Source organism: Mesorhizobium sp. C268A (assembly GCF_040324475.1).
Lineage (GTDB): Bacteria > Pseudomonadota > Alphaproteobacteria > Rhizobiales > Rhizobiaceae > Mesorhizobium.
Map to the genome: position 1 here is coordinate 3,000,232 of NZ_JAMYVX010000001.1, position 26,206 is coordinate 3,026,437.

Here is a 26,206-nt window from a genome sequence, read left to right on the forward strand (position 1 = left end):
GTCTTCAGGATTGCTCATGGCCACCCCCTGTCGTAACCGGCGGCCTTGAGGGCTTCGCCGAGTTTCTTGCGGGCGTAGAACATTCGGGTCTTGACGGTGGCGACCGGGATGCCGAGCACCTCGCCAATCTCCGTCACCGACTGTCCATGGTAATAGGCAAGGTCGATCACCGAGCGGTGTTCCTCCGGCAAGGCATCGACGAAGCGCCGCAAAGCGGCGCCCTTGTCTTCCTTCATGGTGGCGACTTCCGGCGTGTCGGCGCCGTCGGGAACCTGCGCCGCATCATCGTCATCGATCCAGTCTTCTTTTTTCTTGCGAAGCATCGACAGCGCCTTGAACCGGGCGATGCCGAGCAGCCATGTCGAGACTTCCGAGCGCCCTTCGAAACCGGGCGCCTGGCGCCACAGCTCGAGAAAGACCTCGTTTGCGATATCGTCGGCCATCATTTCCGATCCCGTCTGGCGCACCACGAAGCGGTAGACCCGCGCGTGGTGACGCATGAACAGCAGCCGAACAGCGGCACGGTCGCCCTTCGCGACCCGGTCGACAAGCGCGCGATCAGTCTCGGTCGCTGCCGTCATGGCCGGTCGAGCCGCCTGGCTCCTGTCTGCTCTGTCGCCGATAGGTTCAAAAAGGTTCATCCTTCCGCCAAGGAATTTTGGCGAAGCTAACCGAAGAGAGGGAGTGTTGCCAGAGCGTCTCCCTTCTCCCCGTCACTATACGGGGAGAAGGTGCCGGCAGGCGGATGAGGGGCGGCGCCGGCGTTGGGGTATTTATTTTGATGTTAGCGCTGCCCCTCACCCTTACCCTCTCCCCGTATAGTGACGGGGAGAGGGGGTAGCGAACGGCGGCTCAGCGACGACCTCCGTCACCCCAAAAACGGCTTAGCCTTCATGGTCTCCGGCACCGGCACACCCAGCCGCTTCAGCACCGTCGGCGCCAGTTGCAGCTGATCAAGCAGCGTGTCCGGATCCGGCCCTTTGCCGGCTCCGAAATAATACAGCGCGAAATCCTGCATTTCATCGTCACGGCCGCCATGATGGCCGCGGTCTGTCTGGCCGTGGTCGGCGGTTACGATCACCTCGTAACCGGCCTGCCGCCAGCCCGGCAGGAAGGCTGCCAGCATGCCGTCCATCGCATAGCAGGCATGGTCCATTTCGTGGCAGTCATGGCCGAAGCGATGGCCCATCGAATCCAGAGTGCAGGTGTGCAGGATACCGTAGTCGATGGCATGGCGTCGGGTCAGCATGGTCAGCGTCGCAAACAGGTCGACATCGCTCGGCGTCATCTGGTTGCGGGCATTGTAGCCGGTCATGGTGTGGAAGCGGCCATGCGCGATCGGTCCGTTGGGCTCGTCATACTCCATGTCCTCGACCAGATCGAACGGATAGGAACGAAAGAATTCCGACCAGTAGGAATGCGTCACCGCGCCGGTCTTGCCGCCGGCCTTGCTGACCTCGGAGAAAATATCCGGCTTGTTGACGAGAAAACGGTTCTCGTTGGATAGGATGCCGTGCTCCTGCGGCGAAACGCCGGTGTGGATCGAGGCATAGCAGCAGGCCGAGGTCGACGGCAGCACCGAGCGCATCTTCCACACCTGCGCCTCGCCCGATTGCACCCAGCCTTCGAGATTGCCCATCAGCCGGCGCCAGTTCCGGTAGGGCACGCCATCGAAAATGATGAGCAGCAGTTTGGTCTTGAGCGCCATGGGCGGCTCCGGAAAGCTTTTGCCGTTGAAGGAAGTTTTCGCGACAAAGGCCGCGAATTCCCTACTAATTCCCCGCGCTCGCCATGCGCCGTCCCTTGATCGCCTTTTCCAGCCAGCCGATCTCCATCTCGGGAACGGACGACAGCAGCAGGTCGGTATAGGCGTCGAAGGGCGGCGTCAGCACCTTGCTCTTGGCGCCGTAGCGCACCACCTCGCCGCGGTACATCACCGCGATCGAATCGGCGATCGACTTCACCGTCGCCAGATCGTGGGTGATGAAGAGGTAGGCGACCTTCTCGTGCTGCTGCAGGTTGAGCAGCAGCTTGAGAATGCCGTTGGCCACCAGCGGGTCGAGCGCCGATGTCACCTCGTCGCAGATGATCAGCTTGGGCTTGGCAGCGAGCGAGCGGGCGATACAGACGCGCTGTTTCTGGCCGCCGGAGAGTTCGGCCGGATAACGATCGAGAAAGCCCTTGCCCATCTCGATCTCGTCGAGCAGTTCGGCGACGCGCTTGTCGCGCTCGCGACCGCGTATGCCGAAGTAGAATTCCAGCGGCCGGCCGATGATGGTGCCGACGGTCTGGCGCGGGTTCATCGCCACGTCGGCCATCTGGTAGATCATCTGCAATTGCCGCAGATCCTCCTTCGGCCGGTCGGCAAGCCTGTTGGCGAGCGGCCTGCCGTCGAAGGTGACGGTGCCTTCTTCCGGCGGCAACAGCCCGGTGATGGCGCGCGCCAGCGTCGACTTGCCGGAGCCGGATTCACCGACGACAGCCAGCGTCTGTCCCGGAAAGATGTCGACCGAGACGTTCTTCAGCACCTTGACGTGGCTGCCGCCGTAAGCGGCGGTGACGTTCTTGACCGACAGGAACGGCGCGGCGCCGGGCTTCTGCTCGGCATGCTCGATCTCATGCACCGAGACCAGCGCATTGGTGTATTCCTGGCGCGGCTCCTTGATGATCTGGCGAGTGCCGCCCCATTCGACCAGCCTGCCATGGCGCAGCACCATGATCTCGTCCGAGACCTGGGCGACGACGGCAAGATCGTGGGTAATGTAGAGCGCCGCGACATGGGTGTCGCGGATGGCGTCCTTGATCGCCGCCAGCACGTCGATCTGCGTCGTCACGTCGAGCGCCGTGGTCGGCTCGTCAAAGACGATCAGGTCGGGTTCCGAACACAGCGCCATCGCCGTCATCACGCGCTGCAACTGGCCGCCGGAGACCTGGTGCGGGAACCGTTCGCCGATGATTTCGGGGTTTGGCAGGCTGAGCTTCTTGAACAACGCCACGGCACGTTTCTCGGCCTCGGCGCGTGTCGCCGTGCCGTGCAGCAGCGTTGCTTCCACCACCTGGTCCATCAGCTTGTGCGCCGGGTTGAAGGCGGCGGCCGCCGACTGCGCGACATAGCAGACCTCGCGGCCGCGCAATTTGCGGAAACCTTCCTTGCCGCCCTTGAGGATATCGCGGCCGTTGAGCAGCACCTCTCCGCCGGTGATGCGCACGCCGCCACGGCCATAGCCCATCGACGACAGGCCGATGGTCGACTTGCCGGCGCCGGACTCGCCGATCAGGCCGAGCACCTTGCCCTTTTCCAGCGTCAGCGAGACATCGTGGACCAAAACGATGTTCTTCGGCGCCTCGCCGGGCGGAAACACTGTCGCTTCGATGCGCAGATTGCGGATATCGAGCAGCAGGCCGGGCTTTGCTTTTGTGTCAGCCATCACCCGCGTCCTCCCTTCAGGCTTGTCGTGCGGTTGAGCACCCAATCGGCGACCAGATTGACCGAAATCGCCAGTGCCGCGATCGCCGCGGCGGGGATGAGTGCCGCCCCGATACCAAAGACGATGCCGTCCTTGTTCTCCTTGACCATGCCGCCCCAGTCGGCATCCGGCGGTTGCACGCCAAGCCCGAGAAAGGACAGCGTCGACAAGAACAGCACCGCGTAGATGAAGCGCAGGCCAAGTTCCGAGACCAGCGGCGACAGCGCGTTGGGCAGGATCTCGCGGAAGATGATCCAGCCGCTGCCTTCGCCCCGCAGCTTGGCGGCCTCGACATAATCCATGACGTTGATGTCGACGGCCACCGCGCGCGACAGCCGGTAGACGCGGGTCGAGTCGAGGACGCCCATCACCAGGATCAGCGTCACCAGATTGGTCGGCAGCACCGAAAGCACGACGAGCGCCATGATCAGGGTCGGGATCGACATCAGCAGATCGACAAGGCGCGACAGAAGCGTGTCGAACCAGCCGCCGAACACCGCCGCCGAAAAGCCGAGGATGGCGCCGAGCGAGAATGACAGCGCGGTGGCCAGCACCGCAATGAACAGCGTGATGCGAGCGCCGTAGATCATGCGCGACAGAAGATCGCGACCGAGATTGTCGGTGCCCAGCAAATGTGCCGCCGTCATCGGTTCCCAGACATCGCCGACGATTTCGGCATTGCCGTACGGTGCGATCAACGGTGCGAAAACTGCCGCCAGCACGAACATAGCCGTCAGCACGATGCCGATCAGCGCGGGGATGGGGATGCGTTTGATGTCGAGCATGCCCGCCGCCTATTTCGGATGTCTGAGGCGCGGATTGGCGACAATCGCCCCGATGTCCGCAATGATGTTCAGGCTGATATAAACGGCGGCGAAGACCAGGCCGACCGCCTGCACCACCGGCACGTCGCGCTTGGTGACGTGGTCGACCAGATATTGTCCCATGCCGGGATAGACGAAGATCACCTCGACCACGACGACGCCGACGATGAGGTAGGCGAGGTTGAGCATGACGACGTTGATGATCGGCGCTATGGCATTGGGGAAAGCATGCTTGCGGATGACGTTGAAGGCCGACAGGCCTTTCAGTTCTGCCGTCTCGACATAGGCCGACTGCATGACGTTGAGGATGGCCGCGCGGGTCATGCGCATCATATGCGCCAGCACAACCAGCGTCAGCGCGGTGGCTGGCAACGCGATCGCCTGCATGCGCTCACCGAACGGCATGCCGTCATAGACCGTGGAAATGGCCGGGAACCATTGATACTTCACGGCAAAGAAATAGACGAGCACATAGCCGATGAAGAATTCCGGGAAAGATGTCGAGGCGAGCGCCAGGCCGGAGATCAGCTTGTCGACCCAGCCATTGCGGTAACGCACGGCGATCAGGCCGAGGATGATGGCCAGCGGCACGGCCACGATCGCAGCCCAGAAGGCGAGAAACAGCGTGTTCCACAGCCGCCCCTTGATCGAGGTCGCGATATCCTGGCCGCTCGACATCGCCGTGCCGAGGTCGCCGGTGAGTGCACCGCCGAGCCAATGGAAATACCTGACGTAAGCCGGCTGATTGAGGCCGAGCTGCTCGCGCAAATTGGCGAGCGATTCCGGCGTCGCCGACTGTCCGAGAATGGCTTGCGCGACGTCGCCGGGCAGGATCTGGGTGCCGGCGAAGATCAGGACCGAAACGGCCAGCAAGAGGACGATGCCCAGCGCAACGCGCTGGGCCACAAGTTTCACGACGGGTGAGGACATATCCGCAAAGCCGGGCTCAGGCTTCGAGCCAGCACTTCGCCAGCGCGTAGCCGTTCATCAGCTCCTGATGCGGATCGTCTACCCAGCCGCCGACCTTGGCGCCTGTCGCATCGATGAACTGATTGAACATCGGCAGGATCAGGCCGCCCTCGTCGCGCACCAGCACGGCCATGTCGTGGTACATCTGCTTGCGCTTGGTCTCGTCGAGTTCGGCGCGTGCGGCTAGCACCAGCTTGTCGAAGTCCGGACGCTTGAAACGGGTGTCGTTCCAGTCGGCGGTCGACAGATAGGCGGTCGAGTACATCTGGTCCTGGGTCGAGCGGCCGCCCCAATAGGAGGCGCAGAAGGGCTGCTTGTTCCAGACCTCGTTCCAGTAGCCGTCGCCGGGCTCGCGCTTGAGCTCGATCTTGATGCCGGCCTTGGCCGCGCTCTGCTGGAAGAGCTGCGAGGCGTCGACCGCGCCCGGGAAGGCGACGTCGGAGGTGCGCAGCAGCACGGTGCCGTCATGGCCCGACTTCTTGTAGTGGAACTTGGCCTTGTCGGGATCATATTTGCGCTGCTCGATCTCGGAAAACAGCGGATAGGACGAATTGATCGGGAAGTCGTTGCCGAGCGAGCCGTAGCCGCGCAGCACCTTGTTCAGCATCTCCTCACGGTCGATCGCGAGCTTCAGCGCCATGCGCAGGTCGCTGTTGTCGAAGGGCGCGGTGTTGCAATGCATGATGAAGACATAGTGGCCGGGGCCGGCATGGTTGCGGATGGTGACGCCCGGTACACGCTTGATCAGGTCGACGATCTTCGGCTCGACGCGGTTGATCATGTTGACCTGGCCGCCCTGCAGGGCCGCCGTGCGCGCGGTCGCGTCGTTGATAACGATGATCTCGATCTGGTCGGCATGGCCCATCTTGTCGGCCTGCCAGTAATTGGCGAAGCGCTCGCCGCCATGGCGCACGCCGGGCTCGTTGGTGGTGACCTTGTAGGGTCCTGCCGAGATGCCGGCATCCGCCTTGTCCTTGCCGCCGTTGGGCTGGACGATGAGGTGGTAGTCGCTGAGGAGATAGGGAAGGTCGGCGTTGGCCTCCTTCAGCGTCAGGACGACTTCCTTGCCACTGGCCTTGATGCTGTCGATGCCTTTCATGTAGCCCAGCGCGCCGGACTTCGATTTTTCATCGGAATGGCGCTCGAGGGTTGCCGCCACATCCTCAGCGGTCACCGTCTTGCCGTTGTGGAATTCGACGCCGTCGCGGATTTTCAGCGTCCACACCTTGGCGTCGTCCGACGAGCCGATCTCTTCGGCGATGCGGTTCTCGAGTTTGCCTTCCGGGGACAGCTCGACGATCAGCTCGCCCCACATCTTGCCAAAGGCGAACGGCACTTGCGTCATGAACAAAGCCGGGTCCAGGCTGTTCGTGGATTCGCCGCCTACGAGGCCGGCCTTCAGCGTGCCGCCCTTGACCGGGCCTTCCGCGCGAGCCGCACTGGAAAGCAGCATATTGGCGAAGGGCGCTGTGACGCCGAGTGCTGCGGCGCGGCCGAGGAAATCACGACGGCTCAGCTTGCCGGACGCAACGCGCCGGCTCAGATATTCGAGTTCGTTGGACATTTGAGTTCCTCACTCTGTTGGTTCGACCTTATGGTCGTTTTTTGCTTGTTGTTACCAAAGGGATATTGACCGGAAGGCAAAGCGGTAAGCAAGACGGAATGCGACATGCCGTGGCGTAAATCGTGCGTCGCAACTGGACCAGTCGCGTGGACGCTCAGAGCAGGTCGCGCGGGATCGTCTCTTCGAAATCGCGTTCGAAAACCAGCGTTTCGCCCTCATAGGCTTCGATTCTGGCGCTGACGACGAAGTTTTGCGCGTCGCTGCGCATTTCAGCCGATGTCTCGGTGCGCACCGACCATCCGTTTCGCGACAAGGTCTGCGTCCAGTGCGTCCGGCCCGAGGCAGACAGCGGGTCGTAGGGATGGATCGTCCAGCTCTCGCGGGCAATGCTGCCATTGGCCAGTCCATGCGCGAGATCGCGCACTTCGCCGAAATCATCCGTGATCGAGAGCGTGACGATGCCGGTCTTCTCATCGCGATCGACGTGACGCTCGGAATTCGCTGCACGAACTGTCGCGGTTGCCCAGGGTGTTGCGCCTTCGGGAGACTGGAATGAAGTCTCGTCGCTTGTTGCGAGCGGGCGCAGCGGCAGCCTCAGCGTCGCCGCTGAAAGGTCGAGCCGCACCGGCTCCGGCGACGGCCAGATCATCGGCCAGTAAGCGTTGGAAACAGCGATGCGCAGGCGGTGTCCGGCCGGCACGCGGTAGGCGCACTGGTCGAGAATAACGCGCGCCGAAACCGTTTCGCCCGGCACCAGCGCTTGCGGCTGTTCGTGCGAAGCGCGATGCGTCAGGTTGAGCACGCCGTAGGAGATCAGTTCCGAGGCGCCGTCGGGGTGCACGTCGCACAGCCGCACCGCGATGTTCGCCTGCGGGCGATCGGACGACACCCGGATGAGAAGCTCCGGCGCGCCGACGATGTCGAGTGCCTCGGCAAGCACAGGCTGATCGAAGCAGACGGACAGCGCATCGTCCGGGCGCTGGTCGCCGGGCAGTTCCGGGCCAAAGGTGAAGGGAAAATATTCGCCGCCGGCGAGCCCGCAGCTTTGCGGGGTCGCCACGATCGCCGGCCTGACGCCGTCAGCAATGAGTTCGATCGCCCCGACCTTGATGTTGGGAGACGGCCATTCCTGTTCGGCCACCCAACGGCCCGGCCGCTCCGGGTGCCAGCGCGCCGGCCGCACACTGTCCATGACATAGGCGCGGTAGTCCGGGTCGGCCTCGACGCCGGTGTCGACGCCCTTCAACCAGCTGTCCCACCAGCGCAAAGCCTCCTGCAGGAAGCCGATGGCGGGTTTGGGTTCGGCATAATGCGGGTATTTGTGGATCCATGGCCCGACAATGCCCTTCACCGGCGCCTGGATGTTGGTGACCAGATGCGAAATCGTGTTGCGGTAGCCGTCATGCCAGCCGCCGATCGACAGCACGGCGGCTTTGACCGCGGAGAAATCCTCGCAGATCGAACCGCGTTTCCAATAGGCGTCGCGATGCTGATGGCTGAGCCAGAGCGGCAGAAGGAAAGACTGGTTCTCCAGCCGCGTCAGCCAGAGGTCGCGCCAGCGGTTGTCGCCCGCAATCAGCGGATCCGGCGGTCGCGACGAATAGGACAACATGGTCGAGGCCCAGCCGAAATTTTCCGTCAAAAGGCAGCCGCCCTTGTAGTGGATGTCATCGGCGTAGCGGTCGACGGTCGAGCACAGGCTGATCACCGCCTTCAGCGCCGGCGGCTGCTTGGCCGCCACCTGCAGGCAGTTGAAGCCGCCCCAGGAAATGCCCATCATACCGACACTGCCGTTGCACCAGGGCTGTGCTGCCGCCCAGGCAATCACATCGCAGGCGTCCTGCAATTCCTGCTCGGAATATTCGTCGTCCATCAGGCCTTCGGAATCGCCATTGCCGCGCATGTCGACGCGGATCGAGGCGTAGCCGTGGCCGGCAAAATAGGGATGCGTCAGTTGATCGCGAAAGATGGTGCCGTCGCGCTTGCGGTAGGGCAGGTGCTCGAGGATCGCCGGCACCGGATCGCTGCTGGCGTCCTCCGGCATCCAAACCCGCGCCGACAGCCGGCAACCATCCGGCATGACGATGCCCATATCGGGGAATTCGACGACCTTGCGGGGAAATTCGGTGATGGTTTTCATGCGGGGCTCATAACGCCCCGCTATGCCAAGACTTTCAATCGCCATTCGCGACTGGAGCAGTGAAAAATGCGACCTGGCCGCAGCCTGCTTCACGACCTCAGTTCAGCGGAATCTCGTTTTCGGCCTTGCTGTCCTGATAGACGCCGGAAAGCGCGTCGTAGCGGGTGGAAATATTGCCGATCCTTGCCTCAAGCCGGCCGCGCTCGGCCTCGGGCAGCGCCCGCACCAGCCTGCGAATGGAAAAACTCTTCCAATAAGTGTTCTCGGCATTGTAGCCGCCGGGATCAAGAGTGAAGACCTCTTTCAGGATTTTCAGATCGTGCGGGATCGCAAAGCTGTCGCGTGAATCCTCGTGGCTGAAGAGGTAGTAGAAATTGTCGAAGCCGGTCCAGGTGATCGCCGACAGGCAGAGCGAGCAGGGCTCATGCGTGGCGATGAAGATGGCGTCCTTGGTGTCGACGCGCTCGGCTTTCGGCATTTCATAGAAACGCTTCAGGCAGTGCACCTCGCCATGCCAGAGCGGATTTTCCATCTCGTTGTTGGTTTCGGCCAGCACCAGCGAGCGGTCGCCCTTCCGCAGGATGGCGGCGCCGAACAGCTTGTTCCCATGGGCCACGCCCTCTGCCGTTTTCGGCACGATGTCGTGCTCGATGACATCGAGCAGGCGGTCGATCAGCGATATGTCGGTCATGTCTCAGGTCTCGTTGGGGAGATGGATTTCGTAGGGGTGCGAGAAATGGAACTCTTCGAGGTTGGAGCCGTCACCGCCGCGGTCGACGATGACGAAATCCTGCGCTTCGCCGAGCGGCGTCAGCACGCCGTGCCAGAGATTGCGCGGATAGTTGACGCCTTGCCCGGGTGCGGTGATGAAGGCGTGCGGCTCGCCCGGACCGTCCTTGCCGTCATGGCAGACGACGACCAGGAAAGGCCGCGGCGACAGCGGGATGAACGCCTGGCTGCCTAAGGGATGGCGCTCGACCATGGTCAGCTTCAGCGGCAGGTCGTAAGGCGTGCCGCGCGCCATCGAGATCAGCACGCAGGCATTCGGTCCCGCGGCTTCAGCGGTGGCGAGATTGTGGTAGCGCTCGGTCTTGCCGCCATTGATCGGGTAGTGATTGCCGCCGCCCATGTCGATGACATCGCCGAAGCCGGCAAAGCTTTCGCGGGTCAGCGGCCGCGCTGTGATGCGGGTCACCGCGCGCGACCGCCAATGCCCGCCCCGCCGAGCTTGGCGTGCCGGTTGACGTCCTTGTAAAGGAGATAGCGGAATTTGCCTGGGCCGCCCGCGTAGCAGGCCTGCGGGCAGAAGGCGCGCAGCCACATAAAGTCGCCGGCCTCGACCTCGACCCAGTCCTGGTTGAGGCGGTAGACCGCCTTGCCTTCCAAGACATAGAGCCCGTGCTCCATGACATGCGTCTCGGCAAACGGGATGACGGCGCCGGGCTCGAGCGTGACGATGGTGACATGCATGTCGTGGCGCATGTCGGCCGGATCGACGAAACGGGTGGTCGCCCAGCGGCCCTCGGTGCCGGGCATCGGCGTCGGCGCCACTTGCTGGTCACTGCTGAACAGGGCTTCCGGCGCGCCGATGCCGTCGACGGCCTCATAGGCCTTCCTGATCCAGTGGAAGCGTACGGCGTCGCGACTTTCGTTGCGCACCGTCCAGCCGCTGGCCGGCGGCAGGAAGGCAAAACCGCCGGCTTGAAGCACGTGCTTCTTGCCGGCCAGCGAAACGGTCAACTCGCCCTCGACCACGAACAGCACGCCCTCGGCGCCGGCGTCCGGCTCGGGCCGGTCGCTGCCGCCGCCAGGCAGGATCTCGACGATGTACTGCGAAAATGTCTCAGCAAAGCCCGACAGCGGCCTCGCGATGATCCAGGCCCTGGTCTCGTCCCAGAACGGCAGTGGGCTGGTGACGATGTCTTGCATCACCCCCTTGGGGATGACGGCATACGCTTCGGTGAAGACGGCGCGGCCGGTCAAAAGCTCATTTTGGCCGGGATGGCCGCCATGCGGTGCATAATAGGTTTTCTGGTCAGTCTTGATCATATCCATTGGGTCCTGACCCCTCAGTCATTTCATTAGAGCGGGAGCATGTCTTTCAGGCGGAGCAGCGCGATGCGCTCGACCTGTTTGCAGGCGGTATCGAGTTCTACGCCACGGCTGTTGCCGATGCGCGCCTCGAACTCGGCGAGGATCTCCTCCTTGGTCTTGCCCCGCACCGCGATGATGAAGGGAAAGCCGAAGGTGGTGACGTAAGCGGCGTTGAGCTTGGAAAACAGCTCGCGCTCCTTGTCGGTCAGCGCGTCGAGGCCGGCGGAGGCCTGCTCGCGTGTGGATTCCGCAGTGAGGCGTCTCGCTTCGGCCAGTTTGCCAGCGAGATCGGGATGGGCGTTGAGGACGCCGATCCGCTCGGTTTCGCTGGCGGCGCGGAAGACGCGGCAGAGCGCATTGTGCAGGCCGCCGGCGCTGTCATGCGCCGGCCCAAGCTCCAGCTCATAGGCACGTTCGGCGATCCAGGGCGAATGTTCGAACACGCCGCCGAAAGTGTCGACGAAGGTTTCGAACTCCATCTTCGACGGCTTGAGCGCCGCCGGCTGGTAGGGGTGGTTCTTCTGCCAGTGCCTGGCGATATCGATCCGCCGCGCCAGCCAGACCTTGTCGTGCGATTTCACATAGTCGACGAAGCGCTTCAGCGCCGCCACCCGACCAGGACGTCCGACGAGGCGGCAATGCAGGCCGATGTTCATCATCCGCGGCCGGCCCGCTTTGCCCTCGGCAAAGAGCGTGTCGAAACTGTCCTTCAAATAGGCGAAGAACTGGTCGCCGGAATTGAATCCCTGCGGCGTGGCGAAACGCATGTCGTTGGCATCGAGCGTGTAGGGGATGACGAGTTGCGCGCCGCCGCTGTGCTCGAACCAGTAGGGCAGTTCGTCGTCATAAGTGTCCGACACATAGTCGAAGCCGCCCTCTTCGGCCACCAACCCCACCGTATTGACCGAGGTGCGGCCGGTGTACCAGCCGGTCGGCCGTTGGCCCGTCACCTCGTAGTGCAGCTTGATCGCCGCTTCGAGGTCGCGGCGCTCGTCCTCGGCGCTGTGGTCGCGGTAGTCGATCCATTTCAGGCCGTGCGAGGCCATTTCCCAGCCGGCCTCCTGCATCGCCGCCACCTGGTCGGGCGACCGGGCTAATGCTGAGGCGACCCCATAGCAGGTCACCGGCACTTGCGCCTCGCTGAACAGGCGCAGCAGCCGCCAGAAGCCTGCCCGCGCGCCATATTCGTAGATCGATTCCATGTTCCAGTGGCGCAGGCCGACCCAGGGCGCGGCGCCGACGATTTCCGACAGGAAGGCTTCCGAGGCCTTGTCGCCGTGCAGCACGCAGTTCTCGCCGCCTTCCTCGTAGTTGACGACGAATTGGACGGCCACATGCGCACCGCCCGGCCATTTCGGATCCGGCGGATTGGCTCCGTAGCCGCGCATGTCTCTAGAGTAACGCATTGCCCCTCCCCGCCGGACGCTGCCGGAAGTTGTGATCAGGATAGTCGAAAGGGTTGCTCGCGCATTCCCCCGAAATTTTTGAAAGTGTTTTTGTGCCACTCCGCTCGACCGGGACTTATGCATCGCCTTTAATTGGCGCACAATTCACTGCTTTGTTCGGCTGTATCGGAAATGGGAGGCGCCAGTGGCAGAAACGTCGAAAGCCGATGGCGGACGTCTGACGACGCATGTGCTCGACACCGCGACCGGCAAGCCGGCGGCGGGCCTGTCGATCGCGCTTTATCATCTTGAGAGCGACGCGCGGATACATTTGAAGACCGTCGTCACAAATGCCGACGGCCGCTGCGATGCGCCGCTGCTGGCAGGAGCGGAATTCCGCCTCGGCGAATACGAACTGGTGTTCGCCGCCGGTGACTATCTACGCGGCCAGGGCACCAAACTGCCGGAACCGGCCTTCCTCGACAGTGTGCCGATCCGCTTCGGCATGGCGGAATCCGTGCATTATCATGTGCCGTTGCTTATCTCTCCTTATGGCTACTCGACCTACAGGGGGAGCTGACGCATGGCCAAGATCACAATACGCAACGAGATCCGCTTCATCCTCAATGGCAGGGATGTCGCGCTGTCGTCGGTGGCGCCCGACGCGACCTTGCTCGACTGGCTGCGGCTCGACCGCTCGCTGCGCGGCACCAAGGAAGGCTGCGCCGAGGGCGATTGCGGCGCCTGCACGGTCCTGGTCGGAAAATTGTCCGCCGGCAAGCTGGTTTATGAAAGCGTCAACGCCTGCATCCGTTTCCTCGGTTCGCTCGACGGCACCCATGTCGTCACCGTCGAGCATCTGCGCGGCGCGCCTGGCCAATTGCATCCGGTGCAGCAGGCGATGGTCGATTTCCACGCTTCGCAATGCGGCTTCTGCACGCCGGGCTTCGTCATGTCGCTCTACGGCTTGTGGATGAAGTCGCCGGACCCGTCGAATGCGGCGATCGAGAAGGCCTTGCAAGGCAATCTTTGCCGCTGCACCGGCTATGAGGCAATCATGCGCGCCGCGCGTGCCATCTCCAGCTACGGCAAGGCGGCGAAGGATCCGCTGGCGGCCGAGCGCAAGGCGATCACCGCCAGGCTCGAGGCTATGCATGACGGTGCCCGCGTCGAAATCGGCGCCGGCAAGCTGAGGTTGGTCGTCCCGGCCAACGCCGATGATTTCGCCGCTGTACTGGATAAGGAACCCGACGCCACTGTTGTCGCCGGCTCGACCGACGTCGGCCTGTGGGTCACCAAGCACATGCGCGACATCTCACCGGTAGTCTTCATCGGCAATCTCGAGGGGCTGTGCGCGATCTCCGAAGACAATGACGTCATCACCATCGGAGCCGGCGTTACCTACACCGACGCCTTCGCGACACTGGCCAAGCGCATCCCCGCGCTCGGGCCATTGTTCGACCGCATCGGCGGCGAACAGGTACGAAACATGGGCACCATCGGCGGCAACATCGCCAATGGCTCGCCGATCGGCGACACGCCGCCGCCCCTGATCGCGCTTGGTGCGCAACTGACGCTGCGCCGCGGCAAGAAGCGGCGCACCATCGCGCTCGAGGATTTCTTCATCGCCTATGGCAAGCAGGACCGGCAGCCAGGCGAATTCGTCGAGGCCGTGCACGTTCCCGTGCCGGCCAAGGGCACGAAGTTTGCCGTCTACAAGATCACCAAGCGCCGCGACGAGGACATCACCGCAGCCCTTGGCGCCTTTTTCCTCGACCTGGCCAAGGATGGCACGGTGGCCGATGTCTGCATCGCCTATGGCGGCATGGCGGCGACCCCAAAGCGGGCTTTCGGTGTCGAAAAAGCGCTGCTCGGCAAGCCGTGGACGGAGACGACGGTGGAAGCGGCCATGGCTGAATATGCCGGCGATTTCACCCCGCTGACCGATATGCGGGCATCGGCCGAATACCGGGCGCTGGCGGCCAGGAACCTGCTGCTGCGCTTTTTTGCCGAAACCAGCGGCAGCAAGGCGCCGTTCCAGGTGTCACGCAACGAGGCGGCCTGATGAACAAGCACGCCTCTCCAGATCTCAAGGCGCAGAAGATTTCCGGTGGCGTCGCCGCCGACCAGCGCCACGATTCCGCGCACAAGCATGTCAGCGGCAGCGCGGTCTATATCGACGATATGCCGGAACCGGCGGGCATGCTGCATGGCTGCCTCGGCCTGTCCACGGCGACGCATGCGACGATCAGCAAAATGGATCTGTCGGCGGTGCGCGCGGCGCCGGGCGTCGTCGATGTGCTGACGGCCAAGGACGTTCCGGGCGAAAATGACATTTCGCCGACCGGCCGCCACGACGAGCCGGTGCTGGCCGACGACAAGGTGCAGTTTTATGGTCAGCCGATCTTCTGCGTCATTGCCAAGACGCGCGAACAGGCGCGCCGCGCCACCCGGCTGGCCAAGGTCGAATACAGTCCATTGCCTTTCGTCACCGACATTGGCGACCTCGACCCCCGCAAGGACAAGCTGGTCACGCCGCCGCTCACGCTGAAGCGTGGCGATGCCGCTGCCGCGATCAAGGCGGCGCCGCGCCGGCTGAAGGGCAAGATGCGCATCGGCGGCCAGGAGCATTTCTATCTGGAAGGCCATATCGCCGTGGCCATTCCCGGCGAGGACCAGGACGTCACCATCTATTCCTCGACCCAGCATCCGAGCGAAGTGCAGCATATGGTCAGCCATGCGCTGGGCGTGCCGAGCAACGCCATCACAGTGGAAATCCGCCGCATGGGTGGCGGCTTCGGCGGGAAGGAGACGCAAGGCAACCAGTTTGCGGCATTGGCGGCGATCGCCGCCAAGAAACACCATCGCGCGGTAAAAATCCGGCCCGACCGCGACGACGACATGATCGCCACCGGCAAGCGCCATGATTTCCTTGTCGACTACGACGTTGGCTTCGACGACGACGGCAACATTTTAGGCGTCGATTTCATGTTCGCGGCGCGTTGCGGCTTTTCCTCGGACCTGTCCGGACCGGTCACCGACCGCGCGCTGTTCCATTGCGACAACACCTATTTCTGGCCGGCGGTGCATGCGCAATCGGCGCCGCTTTACACCAACACCGTGTCGAACACGGCGTTTCGCGGCTTCGGCGGCCCGCAGGGCATGGTCGGCGCCGAACGGGTCATCGACGAGGTTGCCTTTGCCGTCGGCAAGGACCCGCTCGAAATCCGCAAGCAGAATTTTTATGGCACCAGTGGTGATAAAGACGGGGGCCGCAACGTCACCCCTTATCACCAGACGGTCGAGGACAACATCATCCACCGCATCGTCGCCGAGCTGGAGGCGAGCGCCGACTATGCGGGGCGCCGCCGCATCATCCAGGCCTTCAACGCCAACAGCCGCTTCATCAAGCGCGGCCTGGCGCTGACGCCGGTCAAATTCGGCATCTCTTTCACAGCCACCCACTACAACCAGGCCGGCGCGCTGGTGCATGTCTACACAGACGGTTCGGTGCATCTGAATCACGGCGGCACCGAGATGGGGCAAGGCCTCTACGTCAAGGTGGCGCAGGTGGTGGCGGAAGAGTTCCAGATCGACCTCGACCAGGTCAAGATCACCGCGACGACCACCGGCAAGGTGCCCAACACTTCGGCCACCGCGGCGTCGTCCGGCACCGACCTCAACGGCATGGCGGCGCAGAACGGCGCCCGCCAGATCAAGGAACGGCTGACCGACTTCGCCGCCGAAAAATACCAGGTGCCGCGCGAGCAGGTGCTTTTCCTGCCCAACCGGGTGCGCATCGGCAACCAGGAGATCGCCTTCACCGACCTTGTCAAGCAGGCCTATATGGCCCGCATCCAACTGTCGGCGGCGGGTTTTTACAAGACGCCGAAAATCCACTGGAACCGTGACAAGGGCGAGGGCCGTCCGTTCTATTATTTCGCCTATGGCGCCTCGTGCTCGGAAGTCTCGGTCGACACGCTGACCGGCGAATATGTCGTCGAGCGCACCGACATATTGCATGAAACCGGCCGCTCGCTGAACCGCGCCATCGATCTCGGCCAGATCGAGGGCGGCTTCATCCAGGGCATGGGCTGGCTGACGACGGAGGAGCTGTGGTGGGACGACAAGGGCCGGCTGCGCACGCATGCGCCGTCGACCTATAAGATCCCGCTCGCGTCCGACCGGCCGAAGATATTCAACGTCACGCTGGCCGACTGGCCGGAGGCCAACGAGCCGACGGTGCACCGTTCCAAGGCGGTCGGCGAACCGCCCTTCCCGCTCGGCATGTCTGTGCTGCATGCGCTGTCGGACGCGGTGGCAAGTGTGGCCGATCATAAGGTCTGTCCGCGTCTCGACGCTCCTGCAACACCAGAACGGGTGCTGATGGCGATCGAACGGCTGAAGGGTGAAGCCAAGAATAGCGCCTGACTCTGACCTGGATTCTGGCAAAACGTGCAATTCAGACTGAAAAACCCTATATTTCCCGTACGGGAATGCGAAATATGAAGTCGAAAGTGCAAAGGCTCAGAGCTTTTCTCGCCAGCGCCGGCCGGCTTGCTCTGGTCGAAGTGGCCGGCACCAAAGGCTCGACCCCGCGCGAGAAGGGCGCCTTCATGCTCGTATCGCAGGCGGCGATTTTTGGCACGATCGGCGGCGGTCAGCTCGAGTACATGGCGATCGACAAGGCGAGGCAGATGGTGGGGTCTTCACCCTCCCCCTTGTGGGGAGGGTCGGCCGGCGAAGCCGGCCGGGGTGGGGGTGCGGACGATCGTGCCAAGCCACCCCGTTTCGCTGACGCCGCCACACGGCGTCCGCTCACCGACCCTCCCCACAAGGGGGAGGGTAAAGAAGCCCGCATCGGCTTCGACGAAGTCTGCGCCACGCTTGACGTGCCGCTAGGCCCCGAGATCGGCCAGTGCTGCGGCGGGCGCGTCGAAGTCTTGATCCGTGTCGTCGATGCCGCGCTTACTGCCGAGCTGATCGCGGCCGCAGAAGCCGAGGAAGCCCACCTGCCGCATGTCTATATCTTCGGCGGCGGCCATGTCGGCCGGGCGCTGGCCGCGACGGTAGCACTTCTTCCCGTGCATGGTGTCGTCATCGAGACGCGGGCCGAAGCGCTGGAAGGCATGCCGGAAACCGTCGAGACGCGGCTGACGCCGATGCCCGAGGCCGAGGTGCGAAACGCCCCCGCCGGCACCGCCTTCGCCATCCTCACCCACGACCATGCGCTGGATTTCCTCATCGTCGCCGAAGCGCTGAAGCGCGACGACGCGGCCTATGTCGGCATGATCGGCTCGAAAACCAAGAGAGCGACGTTCAGGAACTGGTTCCTGAAATCGGCGGAGGGCACGGAGGCTGAGTTCGCCCGCCTCGTCTCGCCGATCGGCGGCGATGCGGTCAAGGACAAGCGCCCACCGGTCATAGCTGCGCTGGCCGCGGCCGAGATCATGACGGCGCTGGTCGCGCACGGCGCGGCACCGGCGGTAAGCCAGCAGGCGCGGCAAGGCCAAGAGGTAGCCGGCTAATCTTTTTTATCCGACCGCTTCAGGCCAAGATGATCTCGCAAGGTGCTGCCTTCGTATTCCCGACGGAACAGTCCGCGCCGCTGCAGTTCCGGCACCACCAGCGTGGCAAAGGCATCGAGCTCGCCGGGGAAGTATGACGGCATGACGTTGAAGCCGTCCGCGCCGCCGCCCTCGAACCGCGCCTGCAATTCGTCAGCGATCCGCGCCGGCGTGCCGACGATACGCCAATGGCCACGTGCGCCGGCGAAATGGCGCGCAAGCTGGCGGATCGACAGGCCGTCGCGGCGCGATTGTTGGATGACCAGCGCCTGGCGGCTTTTCATGCCCTCGGTCTCCGGCAGTTCGGGCATCGGTCCGTCGATCGGATAGCTCCCGAGATCGGAGATGCTGAGATAGCTGGACAGTAGCGCCACGCCGACATCGTCGGGGATCAGCGCCTGCAATTCCTCCTTTTTCTCCCGCGCTTCGGCCTCGGTGTCTGCCACCACCGGGGAGACGCCGGGCATGATCTTGATGTCGTCGGGTTCCCGCCCATAGCCCGCCATACGGCCCTTGAGGTCGTCGTAAAAGGCCTTGGCTTCCTCGAGGGTCTGCGCCGCCGTGAACACGACGTCGGCGGTGCGGGCGGCAAGGTCGCGGCCGACATCCGAGGCGCCGGCCTGCACCATCACCGGCGCGCCCTGCGGCGAGCGCGGCAGGTCGAGCGAGTCGCGCACCGAAAAGCTCTGGCCGTTGTGACCGTGAAAGCCACTGCCTTGCCAAAGTCCTGATACCACCTCGGCGAATTCGCGCGCCCGCTCGTAGCGGTCGGCATGGGGTTTCAGGCCCGTCGCGCCGAAATTGGCTGCTTCGATGGGGCTGGCCGATGTCACCAGGTTCCAGCCAGCCCGGCCACCACTCAGATGATCGAGCGACAGAAAGGTGCGCGCCAGACCGTAGGGCTCGTTGTAGCTGGTCGACGCCGTCGAAACGAGGCCGATGCGGCTGGTCTGCACGGCGAGCGCGGACAGCAGGCTGATCGGCTCGAAGCCGATCGAGCGTGAGGTCTGGCTGGCGGTGCCGACATTGGCTTCGCGCAGACCGGCGGCGTCCTCGCAGAACACCATGTCTAACTTCGCCGCCTCCGCCGTGCGCGCCAGCCGGATGTAATGATCGATGTCGATGCCTGCCGTGACATACGCCTTGGGGTGACGCCAGGCGGCGATGTGGTGGCCCGTCGCCCACAGGAAGGCGCCAAGCTTCATCTGGCGGGTCATTGCGCTCCTCCGGCAAGTCCGAGATGCGAGCGCAAGGTGGTGCCGGGATAATCCGGGCGGACGAGCCCGCGGCGCTGCAATTCCGGCAGCACGCGGCCGATGAAACCGTCAATCGCGGCAGGCGGTATTGCGATGTTGAACCCGTCGCAGCTTTGCGAGCTGAACAATGTTTCGAGCGCGTTAGCAGCGACATCTGCGCCAACGTTCAGCAGCAGCTTGACCGCACCCGGATCGCGTCCGCAGGCCACAACGCGGCGCTTGAGATCGTCATGGCGCGCCTTGGCGTCCTCTGTGGGTCTGTCCAGCAGGACGACATCGGCGGTGCGGGCGGCGATATCCAGGTCGGCCTCGGACAGGCCGGACAGCACCAGCACCGGCGTATCCTGCGGCGAGCGCGCGACGTTCAGCGGCCCGCGCACGGAGAAAAATTCGCCCTTGTGGTCGAGCAGGTGCATTTTTTCGGGATCGTGGAAGCGGCCGCCGGCCTTGTCGAACAGCAGCGCGCCGGCATCCCAGCCCTGCCACAGGCGCTGAACGATGCCGATGTATTCCTGCGTGCGGCGGCGGAACACATCGTCGGAAAATCCATCCGGCCGGCTGAAATTGGCGGCTTCCCGTGGCGCCTGCGCCATGGTCGCGTGCCAGCCGGCGCGGCCATGGCTGATGATGTCGAGCGAAGCAAAACGGCGCGCCAGATTGTACGGCTGGTGAGCCACCGTCGAGGCTGCAGCGACAAGGCCGATCCGACTTGTCACCGTCGCCAGCGCCGCCACCAAGGTCGTCGCTTCGAAAGAACTCGACCCGGCGCTGTTCGGCGCGGAATCATCGAGGACAATCATGTCCAGCCCCGCCGCTTCCGCTTGCTTGGCAAAGCCGGCCAGGTCGCTGAACCCGAGCGGCTGCCCGGAAGTAATGTTGAGCGAAACGGCAAGATGCATTGTGGCTTGCTGGTCAGTCGGCATGGGACCATCGATCATAGGGCGGCGTATGCGAACCTAAGGTCACCTGCTTGTAAGACAACCCTGGCGACTGGGCCAACAGCCCCTCACTTGCCGGCTAGCAAATCCTTGATCAGCCGCTGGCAACGCTCGGCCATGAAGTCGAGCAACAGCCGCACCTTCGGGTCCTGCAGCTTCTTGTGCGGATAGACGGCGGCGAACTGCACCGGCGTTGGCGGCGTGCTGGCCAGGATGACCTGCAGCCGCCGGTCGCGGATGAAGGGTTCGACCTCGAAGCGCGGCTTGTTGATGATGCCGCGGCCCGACAGCGCCCAGCCGGTCAGCACATCGCCATCGTCGGTGTCGTAGGGGCCGTGCACCTCGAATTTCTGCGGGCCGGACGGCGTCTGCAGCGTCCAGACATATTCGCGCGCCCCGGAATAGCGCAGCATCAGGCAGTCGTGCTTCTTGCCGATCAGCTCCTGTGGCTCCACCGGCTCGCCGCGCGCTTCGAGATATTTCGGTGCCGCCACCAGCACGCGTTCACATTCCATGATGCCGCGCATCCGCAGGCTGGAATCCTCAATGATGCCGAGCTTGAAGGCGACGTCGATGCCTTCCTTCATGATGTCGATATTGTGGTCGGAGAGCCTCAGCCGCACCTCGATATCGGGGTATTTGTCGTGGAAATCCGGAATGCCCGACGCCACCAGCCGCCGTCCAAGGCCGAGCGGGGCGGTCACCTTGATGGTGCCGCGCGGCTGGCCGGAAAGAGCCGAGACCGCGGCTTCCGCCTCGGTGATCGCCTCCAGCACCTGCTTGGCGCCGGAGTAGAACACCGTGCCATGCTCCGTCGGCATCAATTGCCGTGTGGTGCGGTTGAACAGCCGCACGCCGAGGTGTTTTTCCAGCTCCTTGATGCGGTTGGAGGCGACCGCCGGCGAAATGCGCATGTCGCGGCCCGCCGCCGAGAGATTACCAAGCTCGACGACGCGGACGAAGACGGCGATGTTGTCGAGATAGGCCATTCGTGGCTCTTTATGTGGCGGCGTACGTGGTCAGCCTAGTATTTTCCATTTTTTTTTGAAAGTCATCGTACACCTCGCCTCTTTTCGTTTGCGCCCCACACCGTAAAGTCAGCCGATCGGCAGGGACGATTTCACATGATGGATTTCGCGATTTTCTGGGACTGGCTGAGTTTCGCCGTGCGCTGGCTGCACGTCGTCACCGGCATCGCCTGGATCGGCTCGTCCTTCTATTTCGTCGCGCTCGACCTTGGCCTGCGCCAGCGCCCCGGCATGCCGGCCGGCGCATTCGGCGAGGAATGGCAGGTGCATGGCGGCGGCTTCTACCACGTCCAGAAATATCTGGTGGCGCCGGCCGAAATGCCGGAACACCTGACCTGGTTCAAATGGGAATCCTACGCCACCTGGCTGTCCGGCTTCGCCATGCTGTGCGTGGTCTACTATGCCGGCGCCGATTTGTTCCTGATCGACCCCAATGTTCTGTCCATGTCGGTTCCCGTGGGCATCCTGCTGTCGATGGCGACGATCGGCGTCGGCTGGGTTGTCTACGATCTGCTCTGCCGGTCGCCGCTCGGCAAAAGTGACACCGGACTGATGCTGGTGCTCTATGGCGTGCTGGTGTTCATCGCCTGGGGGCTGACGAATCTGTTCACCGGCCGCGCCGCTTTCCTGCATCTGGGCGCCATCACCGCCACGATCATGTCGGCCAATGTCTTCATGGTGATTATTCCAAACCAGAAGATCGTCGTCGCCGACCTGATTGCCGGCCGCAAGCCCGACCCGAAATACGGCAAGATCGCCAAGCAGCGCTCGCTGCACAACAATTACCTGACGCTGCCCGTGCTGTTCCTGATGCTGTCGAACCACTATCCGCTGGCGTTTGCGACGGAGTTCAACTGGGTCATCGCCTCGCTGGTGTTCATCATCGGCGTCTTGATCCGGCACTATTTCAACACCGTGCACAAGCGTGCCGGCAACCCGCACTGGACCTGGATGGCGGCTGCGGTGCTGTTCGTCATCATCATGTGGCTGTCGACAGCGCCGAAAATACTGACCGGCGAGCTCAAGGCATCCGCCGCGGCCGAAGTCTATATCGCCTCGTCGCATTTCCCGGCGGTGCGCGACACCGTGCTTGGCCGCTGCTCGATGTGCCATACGGCCGAGCCGGTCTATGAAGGCATCTACCATGCGCCGAAGGGCGTGATGCTCGACACCGACGCCGGCATTGCCGAGCATGCGCGTGAAATCTATTTGCAGGCCGGGCGCAGCCACGCCATGCCGCCCGCCAACGTCACCCAGATCAGCGACAAGGAACGGGCGCTGCTGGTCGCCTGGTTCGAAGGCGCAGGGAAATAGGGATGACCTCCACACTTCTGCGCGGCCGCACGCTGAGCTTCTTGCGCTGGCCCGAAGCCATCGACGACCATGCCGCCTGGCGCTATGAGGAGGATGGCGGCCTGCTGATCCGCGACGGCCGGATCGTTGCCGCAGGCAGCTACACGGAAGTCGAAAAGCAAGCGGGCGACGGTGCGAAAAGGATCGATCATCGGCCGCATCTGCTGCTGCCCGGCTTCATCGATGCGCATGCGCATTTCCCGCAGATGCAGGTCATTGCCTCCTACGGCGCCGAACTGCTCGACTGGCTGAACACCTACACCTTTCCCGAAGAGACCAAATTCGCCAACGCCCAGCATGGCCGCCGCATCGCCCGGCTGTTCCTGGACGAGATGGTGCGCCACGGCACGACGACGGTCGCCGCCTACTGCTCGGTGCACAAGGCGTCTGCCGAAGCGTTCTTTGCCGAATCGCATGCGCGCGGCATGCTCAACATTGCCGGCAAGGTGATGATGGATCGAAACGCGCCGGCAGGCGTGCTCGACACGCCGCAATCCGGCTATGACGATACGAAGGCACTGATTGCGGAATGGCACGGCAAGGGCCGCCAGCTTTATGCGATCACGCCGCGCTTCGCCATCACCTCTTCGCCCGAACAGTTGGAGATGTCGGGCGCGCTCTGCCGCGAGCATCCCGATCTGCATATGCAGACGCATCTGTCGGAAAACCACGCCGAAATCGCCTTCACGCAAAAACTCTATCCGCAGGCGCGCGACTACACCGATGTCTACGAGCAGTATGGCCTGCTGGGGCCAAAGAGCCTGTTCGGCCACTGCATCCATCTCTTGGAACGCGAGGCCGATGCGCTGTCGGACAGCGGCTCGGTGGCGGTGTTCTGCCCGACCTCGAACCTATTCCTCGGCTCCGGCCTGTTCGATTACCAGCGCTTTCGGCGCCGCGACAAGCCGCTGCGCATCGCCGCGGCCAGCGATGTCGGCGGCGGCACCAACTATTCGATGCTGCGCACCATGGACGAGGGCTACAAGGTGATCGCGCTGACTGGCGAAAAGCTGAACCCGTTCCAGTCCTTCTGGCAATTAACACGTGGCAATGCCGAGGCGCTGTCTATGGCGGACAAGGTCGGCACGCTGGATGAAGGCACCGATGCCGACATCACCGTGCTCGACGCCCGCGCCACGCCGGCGATGCGGCTGAGGATGGCGACTGTGGAGACGCTGGCGGAGGAGCTGTTCCTGCTGCAGACGCTGGGCGACGACCGTGCCGTGCGCGAGGTCTATGTCGCGGGGCGGCCGGCCAAGAGTGATATGATCGCGGGTTAGGACTCATCATCCGCGCGGGACAAGATGATGATTGCGCCTGGTTGCCAAGAGGTTCCCCCACTCCGTCGCCGCTTCGCGGCGCCAACTCTCCCCCCTCCGGAGGGAGAGGAAGGGAGCCTTTGCTTCGGAGGACGGGCGCCGGTTCGGACAGCTTTGCGCCCTTCCTCTACCCCGTCGATCGGGGGAGAGGTGTCGAGAGAAGCTCGACGGAGTGGGGGGCGATCCTGGCGGGGCAAGACCACCACCGCGACGAGACCTTGACCGGGCGGAGCTTGTCGTACACACGATTTGTGACGATTTCGGAGAACAAAAATGGCCGCCGCGGACGACATCGCTCTGATCCAGAAACAGGAAGAGACGCTGGTCTTCCCGGCCTTCGACGAGGCCGTCGCGTTCAAGGTCGGCGCGGCGATCCGCGAGCGGGCGCTGGCCGAAAAGCTGCCCATCATCATCGATATCAGGCTGTGGGATCGGCCGCTGTTCTATGCCGCGCTGCCGGGTTCGAACGCCTCCAACCCCGACTGGGCGCGACGCAAGATCAATGTGGTCAAGCGCTACCTCAGGAGCACCTATCGCCTGGTGCTGGAGCAGCAGCGACCGGACCGCACCTTCAAGGTCGGCGAGGGGCTGGATATTGCTGATTACGTACTGGCCGGCGGCGGGTTTCCGGTGACTGTAAAGGGGGCTGGCGTGATCGGCGTCATCGCCGTCTCCGGCCTGCCGGAACGCCAGGACCACGGCGTCGTCGTCGATGCACTGTGCGATCATCTCGGCCTCGATCGGACACAATTGGCGCTGCCGCCGGAAGATAAATCGTGACGCTACCGCTGCCCCTCATCCGCCTGCCGGCACCTTCTCCCCCTATAGTGACGGGGAGAAGGGACAAGCCCGCTCTCCCCGTCTTTCACGGGGAAAGGATAAGGGAGAGGGGCAGCGCCAACGTTTGCTCAGTTTGAAAACCGCCAGTTACGGCCAAGGATAACCGTGCTCGACCCAAAATCCTTTCTCATCTCGATCTTCAATGCCGCTGTTGCCGCTGCCGATCCTGAACGGACCATCCGGAATCATCTGCCGGCGAGGCCCAGTGGCCGCACCATCGTCATCGGCGCCGGCAAGGGATCGGCGCAGATGGCGGCGGCATTCGAGAAGGTGTGGGACGGGCCGATCGAAGGGCTGGTCGTCACCCGCTACGGCTATGGCACCAGATGCGAGCGCATCGAAATCATCGAGGCGGCACATCCGGTACCGGACGCTGCCGGTCTTGAGGCGTCGCGGCGCCTGCTCGAAAAGGTGCAAGGGCTGACTGCGGACGACCTGGTAGTGGCGCTGATATCGGGAGGAGGATCGGCGCTGCTGCCGTCGCCTGCCCCCGGCCTGACGCTCGCCGACGAAATCGCCGTCAACGAGGCGCTGCTTGCCTCCGGCGCGCCGATTGCGGCGATGAACACAATCCGCAAGCATCTCTCGACCATCAAGGGCGGCCGGCTGGCAGCTGCCGCCTGGCCGGCCAAACTGGTATCACTGGTTGTCTCTGATATTCCCGGAGACAACCCGGCGCTGGTGGCCTCCGGCCCGACCGTGCCCGACTCCGGCAACCGCGCCGATGCGCTGGCCTCGATAGCGGCCTACGGCATGAAACTGCCCGACGCCGTCATGGCGCACATCAACTCGCCAGAGGCCGATGCGCCAGATCCGGATGACCAGCGCTTTTCACGCAATGAAGTGCACCTGATCGCCTCGGCTGGCGTGTCGCTGGAAGCGGCAGCCGCTGAGGCAAAACGGCAGGGCATCGAAGCCGTCATCCTCTCCGATTCCATCGAGGGCGAGGCGCGCGAGGTCGGTGGCGTGCATGCAGCCATTGCGCGCGAAGTGGCGACGCGCAACCGGCCGTTCAAAAAGCCGGTGCTGATCCTGTCCGGCGGCGAGACGACCGTGACCTTGCGGGCCCCTGTTGACGGAAAAAGGGGCAAGGGCGGCCGCAACTCCGAATTCCTGCTCGCCTTTGCCATCGGCATCAGCGGCGCGGAAGGTATTCATGCACTGGCCGCCGATACCGACGGCATCGATGGCTCGGAAGACAATGCCGGCGCCTTTGCCGATGGCTCGACCGTCTCGCGCATGCGTGCCGCCGGCGTCGGCGCCAAGGCGATGCTGGCCGGCAACAATGCCTGGACGGCGTTCAACGCGATCGGCGATCTGTTCGTGCCGGGGCCGACGGGTACGAATGTGAATGATCTGAGGGCAATCCTGATCAGTTAATTCGGCCGTGGCGGCCGAAGTTTCCAACGTTGGATTCACGACCGTGAAGCCACTCAGCTTCGTCATCCCTGGGCGAAGCAGG

22 protein-coding genes are annotated in these 26,206 nt (G+C 63.6%); 8 read left to right on the forward strand and 14 right to left on the reverse strand.

Going from position 1 to position 26,206, the window contains the following annotated elements:
- Positions 1–14 precede the first annotated feature (14 nt).
- The 11 genes from NKL06_RS14425 to puuE form a co-directional block, all read right to left on the reverse strand.
- Entirely contained in the window at positions 15–581 is a 567-nt protein-coding gene (locus NKL06_RS14425; RefSeq protein ID WP_023683483.1) for a sigma-70 family RNA polymerase sigma factor, read from the reverse strand.
- A 287-nt stretch (positions 582–868) separates the two neighbouring features.
- Positions 869–1,708, reverse strand: a complete 840-nt coding sequence (locus NKL06_RS14430; RefSeq protein WP_023694742.1) for an alkaline phosphatase family protein — start codon at positions 1,706–1,708, stop codon at positions 869–871.
- Positions 1,709–1,772: 64 nt separating this feature from the next.
- Positions 1,773–3,428: an ABC transporter ATP-binding protein gene (locus NKL06_RS14435; protein WP_023694741.1), complete on the reverse strand. Its 1,656-nt coding sequence runs from the start codon at positions 3,426–3,428 to the stop codon at positions 1,773–1,775.
- The gene (locus NKL06_RS14440; protein WP_023671389.1) at positions 3,428–4,252 is read right to left on the reverse strand and encodes an ABC transporter permease; all 825 of its coding nucleotides are present in this window, start codon (positions 4,250–4,252) and stop codon (positions 3,428–3,430) included. Before NKL06_RS14440 ends, NKL06_RS14435 begins: the two co-directional genes overlap by 1 nt.
- Positions 4,253–4,261: 9 nt before the next feature.
- Positions 4,262–5,221 (reverse strand): ABC transporter permease, encoded by a 960-nt coding sequence (locus NKL06_RS14445; protein ID WP_023694740.1) that lies wholly within the window; start codon positions 5,219–5,221, stop codon positions 4,262–4,264.
- Positions 5,222–5,237: 16 nt separating this feature from the next.
- Positions 5,238–6,824, reverse strand: coding sequence for an ABC transporter substrate-binding protein (locus NKL06_RS14450; RefSeq protein WP_023671387.1), 1,587 nt, complete (start codon positions 6,822–6,824; stop codon positions 5,238–5,240).
- Positions 6,825–6,978: 154 nt separating this feature from the next.
- Complete coding sequence (locus tag NKL06_RS14455; RefSeq protein ID WP_023694739.1) at positions 6,979–8,964, reverse strand: CocE/NonD family hydrolase; 1,986 nt, start codon at positions 8,962–8,964, stop codon at positions 6,979–6,981.
- A gap of 97 nt (positions 8,965–9,061) precedes the next feature.
- Positions 9,062–9,655: a nucleoside deaminase gene (locus NKL06_RS14460; protein ID WP_023694738.1), complete on the reverse strand. Its 594-nt coding sequence runs from the start codon at positions 9,653–9,655 to the stop codon at positions 9,062–9,064.
- A gap of 3 nt (positions 9,656–9,658) precedes the next feature.
- Positions 9,659–10,159 (reverse strand): ureidoglycolate lyase, encoded by a 501-nt coding sequence (locus tag NKL06_RS14465; protein ID WP_023694737.1) that lies wholly within the window; start codon positions 10,157–10,159, stop codon positions 9,659–9,661.
- On the reverse strand, positions 10,156–11,013 hold the full coding sequence (locus NKL06_RS14470; protein ID WP_444849050.1) for a bifunctional allantoicase/(S)-ureidoglycine aminohydrolase: 858 nt from the start codon (positions 11,011–11,013) through the stop codon (positions 10,156–10,158). The genes NKL06_RS14465 and NKL06_RS14470 overlap by 4 nt, the downstream gene beginning before the upstream one ends.
- Before the next feature lie 32 nt (positions 11,014–11,045).
- A complete protein-coding gene (puuE, locus tag NKL06_RS14475; RefSeq protein WP_023739642.1) occupies positions 11,046–12,464 on the reverse strand; it encodes an allantoinase PuuE in 1,419 nt (472 codons plus the stop codon).
- 184 nt (positions 12,465–12,648) lie between these two features.
- Here puuE and uraH point away from each other — a divergent pair, with 184 nt between their 5' ends.
- From uraH to xdhC, 4 genes are all read left to right on the forward strand, one after another.
- Positions 12,649–13,023: a hydroxyisourate hydrolase gene (gene uraH / locus NKL06_RS14480; RefSeq protein ID WP_023694734.1), complete on the forward strand. Its 375-nt coding sequence runs from the start codon at positions 12,649–12,651 to the stop codon at positions 13,021–13,023.
- A 3-nt stretch (positions 13,024–13,026) separates the two neighbouring features.
- The gene (gene xdhA / locus NKL06_RS14485) at positions 13,027–14,508 is read left to right on the forward strand and encodes a xanthine dehydrogenase small subunit (protein ID WP_023694733.1); all 1,482 of its coding nucleotides are present in this window, start codon (positions 13,027–13,029) and stop codon (positions 14,506–14,508) included.
- Positions 14,508–16,874 carry a xanthine dehydrogenase molybdopterin binding subunit gene (xdhB, locus tag NKL06_RS14490; RefSeq protein ID WP_023694732.1) on the forward strand — a complete coding sequence of 789 codons (2,367 nt, stop codon included), beginning with the start codon at positions 14,508–14,510 and terminating at the stop codon, positions 16,872–16,874. Before xdhA ends, xdhB begins: the two co-directional genes overlap by 1 nt.
- A gap of 74 nt (positions 16,875–16,948) precedes the next feature.
- Entirely contained in the window at positions 16,949–17,971 is a 1,023-nt protein-coding gene (gene xdhC, locus NKL06_RS14495; protein ID WP_023709629.1) for a xanthine dehydrogenase accessory protein XdhC, read from the forward strand.
- On the opposite strand, the gene NKL06_RS14500 is transcribed toward xdhC, so the two are convergent.
- From NKL06_RS14500 to NKL06_RS14510, 3 genes are all read right to left on the reverse strand, one after another.
- Positions 17,968–19,227 carry an LLM class flavin-dependent oxidoreductase gene (locus NKL06_RS14500; RefSeq protein WP_023694729.1) on the reverse strand — a complete coding sequence of 420 codons (1,260 nt, stop codon included), beginning with the start codon at positions 19,225–19,227 and terminating at the stop codon, positions 17,968–17,970. The two genes, xdhC and NKL06_RS14500, sit on opposite strands and share 4 nt — an antisense overlap.
- Positions 19,224–20,165: an LLM class flavin-dependent oxidoreductase gene (locus tag NKL06_RS14505; RefSeq protein ID WP_023703647.1), complete on the reverse strand. Its 942-nt coding sequence runs from the start codon at positions 20,163–20,165 to the stop codon at positions 19,224–19,226. The genes NKL06_RS14500 and NKL06_RS14505 overlap by 4 nt, the downstream gene beginning before the upstream one ends.
- Before the next feature lie 107 nt (positions 20,166–20,272).
- Positions 20,273–21,193: a LysR family transcriptional regulator gene (locus tag NKL06_RS14510; RefSeq protein ID WP_023671373.1), complete on the reverse strand. Its 921-nt coding sequence runs from the start codon at positions 21,191–21,193 to the stop codon at positions 20,273–20,275.
- A gap of 135 nt (positions 21,194–21,328) precedes the next feature.
- Here NKL06_RS14510 and NKL06_RS14515 point away from each other — a divergent pair, with 135 nt between their 5' ends.
- The 4 genes from NKL06_RS14515 (at position 21,329) to NKL06_RS14530 (ending at position 26,124) form a co-directional block, all read left to right on the forward strand.
- Entirely contained in the window at positions 21,329–22,546 is a 1,218-nt protein-coding gene (locus NKL06_RS14515) for a urate hydroxylase PuuD (RefSeq protein WP_023694727.1), read from the forward strand.
- 2 nt (positions 22,547–22,548) lie between these two features.
- On the forward strand, positions 22,549–23,865 hold the full coding sequence (gene guaD / locus NKL06_RS14520) for a guanine deaminase (RefSeq protein ID WP_023694726.1): 1,317 nt from the start codon (positions 22,549–22,551) through the stop codon (positions 23,863–23,865).
- 312 nt (positions 23,866–24,177) lie between these two features.
- On the forward strand, positions 24,178–24,684 hold the full coding sequence (locus tag NKL06_RS14525; protein WP_023694725.1) for a heme-degrading domain-containing protein: 507 nt from the start codon (positions 24,178–24,180) through the stop codon (positions 24,682–24,684).
- A 159-nt stretch (positions 24,685–24,843) separates the two neighbouring features.
- The gene (locus NKL06_RS14530) at positions 24,844–26,124 is read left to right on the forward strand and encodes a glycerate kinase type-2 family protein (RefSeq protein ID WP_031209106.1); all 1,281 of its coding nucleotides are present in this window, start codon (positions 24,844–24,846) and stop codon (positions 26,122–26,124) included.
- Positions 26,125–26,206 lie beyond the last annotated feature (82 nt).

Coding starts and splice junctions, on each gene's coding strand:
- NKL06_RS14500 (WP_023694729.1), bottom strand. CDS start 19,227: ATGACCCGCCAGATGAAGCTTGGCGCCTTCCTGTGGGCGACGGGCCAC.
- NKL06_RS14510 (WP_023671373.1), bottom strand. CDS start 21,193: ATGGCCTATCTCGACAACATCGCCGTCTTCGTCCGCGTCGTCGAGCTT.
- xdhA (WP_023694733.1), top strand. CDS start 13,027: ATGGCCAAGATCACAATACGCAACGAGATCCGCTTCATCCTCAATGGC.
- xdhC (WP_023709629.1), top strand. CDS start 16,949: ATGAAGTCGAAAGTGCAAAGGCTCAGAGCTTTTCTCGCCAGCGCCGGC.
- NKL06_RS14460 (WP_023694738.1), bottom strand. CDS start 9,655: ATGACCGACATATCGCTGATCGACCGCCTGCTCGATGTCATCGAGCAC.
- NKL06_RS14515 (WP_023694727.1), top strand. CDS start 21,329: ATGATGGATTTCGCGATTTTCTGGGACTGGCTGAGTTTCGCCGTGCGC.
- puuE (WP_023739642.1), bottom strand. CDS start 12,464: ATGCGTTACTCTAGAGACATGCGCGGCTACGGAGCCAATCCGCCGGAT.
- NKL06_RS14455 (WP_023694739.1), bottom strand. CDS start 8,964: ATGAAAACCATCACCGAATTTCCCCGCAAGGTCGTCGAATTCCCCGAT.
- NKL06_RS14450 (WP_023671387.1), bottom strand. CDS start 6,824: ATGTCCAACGAACTCGAATATCTGAGCCGGCGCGTTGCGTCCGGCAAG.
- NKL06_RS14470 (WP_444849050.1), bottom strand. CDS start 11,013: ATGATCAAGACTGACCAGAAAACCTATTATGCACCGCATGGCGGCCAT.
- NKL06_RS14505 (WP_023703647.1), bottom strand. CDS start 20,165: ATGCATCTTGCCGTTTCGCTCAACATTACTTCCGGGCAGCCGCTCGGG.
- NKL06_RS14440 (WP_023671389.1), bottom strand. CDS start 4,252: ATGCTCGACATCAAACGCATCCCCATCCCCGCGCTGATCGGCATCGTG.
- guaD (WP_023694726.1), top strand. CDS start 22,549: ATGACCTCCACACTTCTGCGCGGCCGCACGCTGAGCTTCTTGCGCTGG.
- NKL06_RS14425 (WP_023683483.1), bottom strand. CDS start 581: ATGACGGCAGCGACCGAGACTGATCGCGCGCTTGTCGACCGGGTCGCG.
- NKL06_RS14430 (WP_023694742.1), bottom strand. CDS start 1,708: ATGGCGCTCAAGACCAAACTGCTGCTCATCATTTTCGATGGCGTGCCC.
- NKL06_RS14435 (WP_023694741.1), bottom strand. CDS start 3,428: ATGGCTGACACAAAAGCAAAGCCCGGCCTGCTGCTCGATATCCGCAAT.
- xdhB (WP_023694732.1), top strand. CDS start 14,508: ATGAACAAGCACGCCTCTCCAGATCTCAAGGCGCAGAAGATTTCCGGT.
- NKL06_RS14525 (WP_023694725.1), top strand. CDS start 24,178: ATGGCCGCCGCGGACGACATCGCTCTGATCCAGAAACAGGAAGAGACG.
- NKL06_RS14445 (WP_023694740.1), bottom strand. CDS start 5,221: ATGTCCTCACCCGTCGTGAAACTTGTGGCCCAGCGCGTTGCGCTGGGC.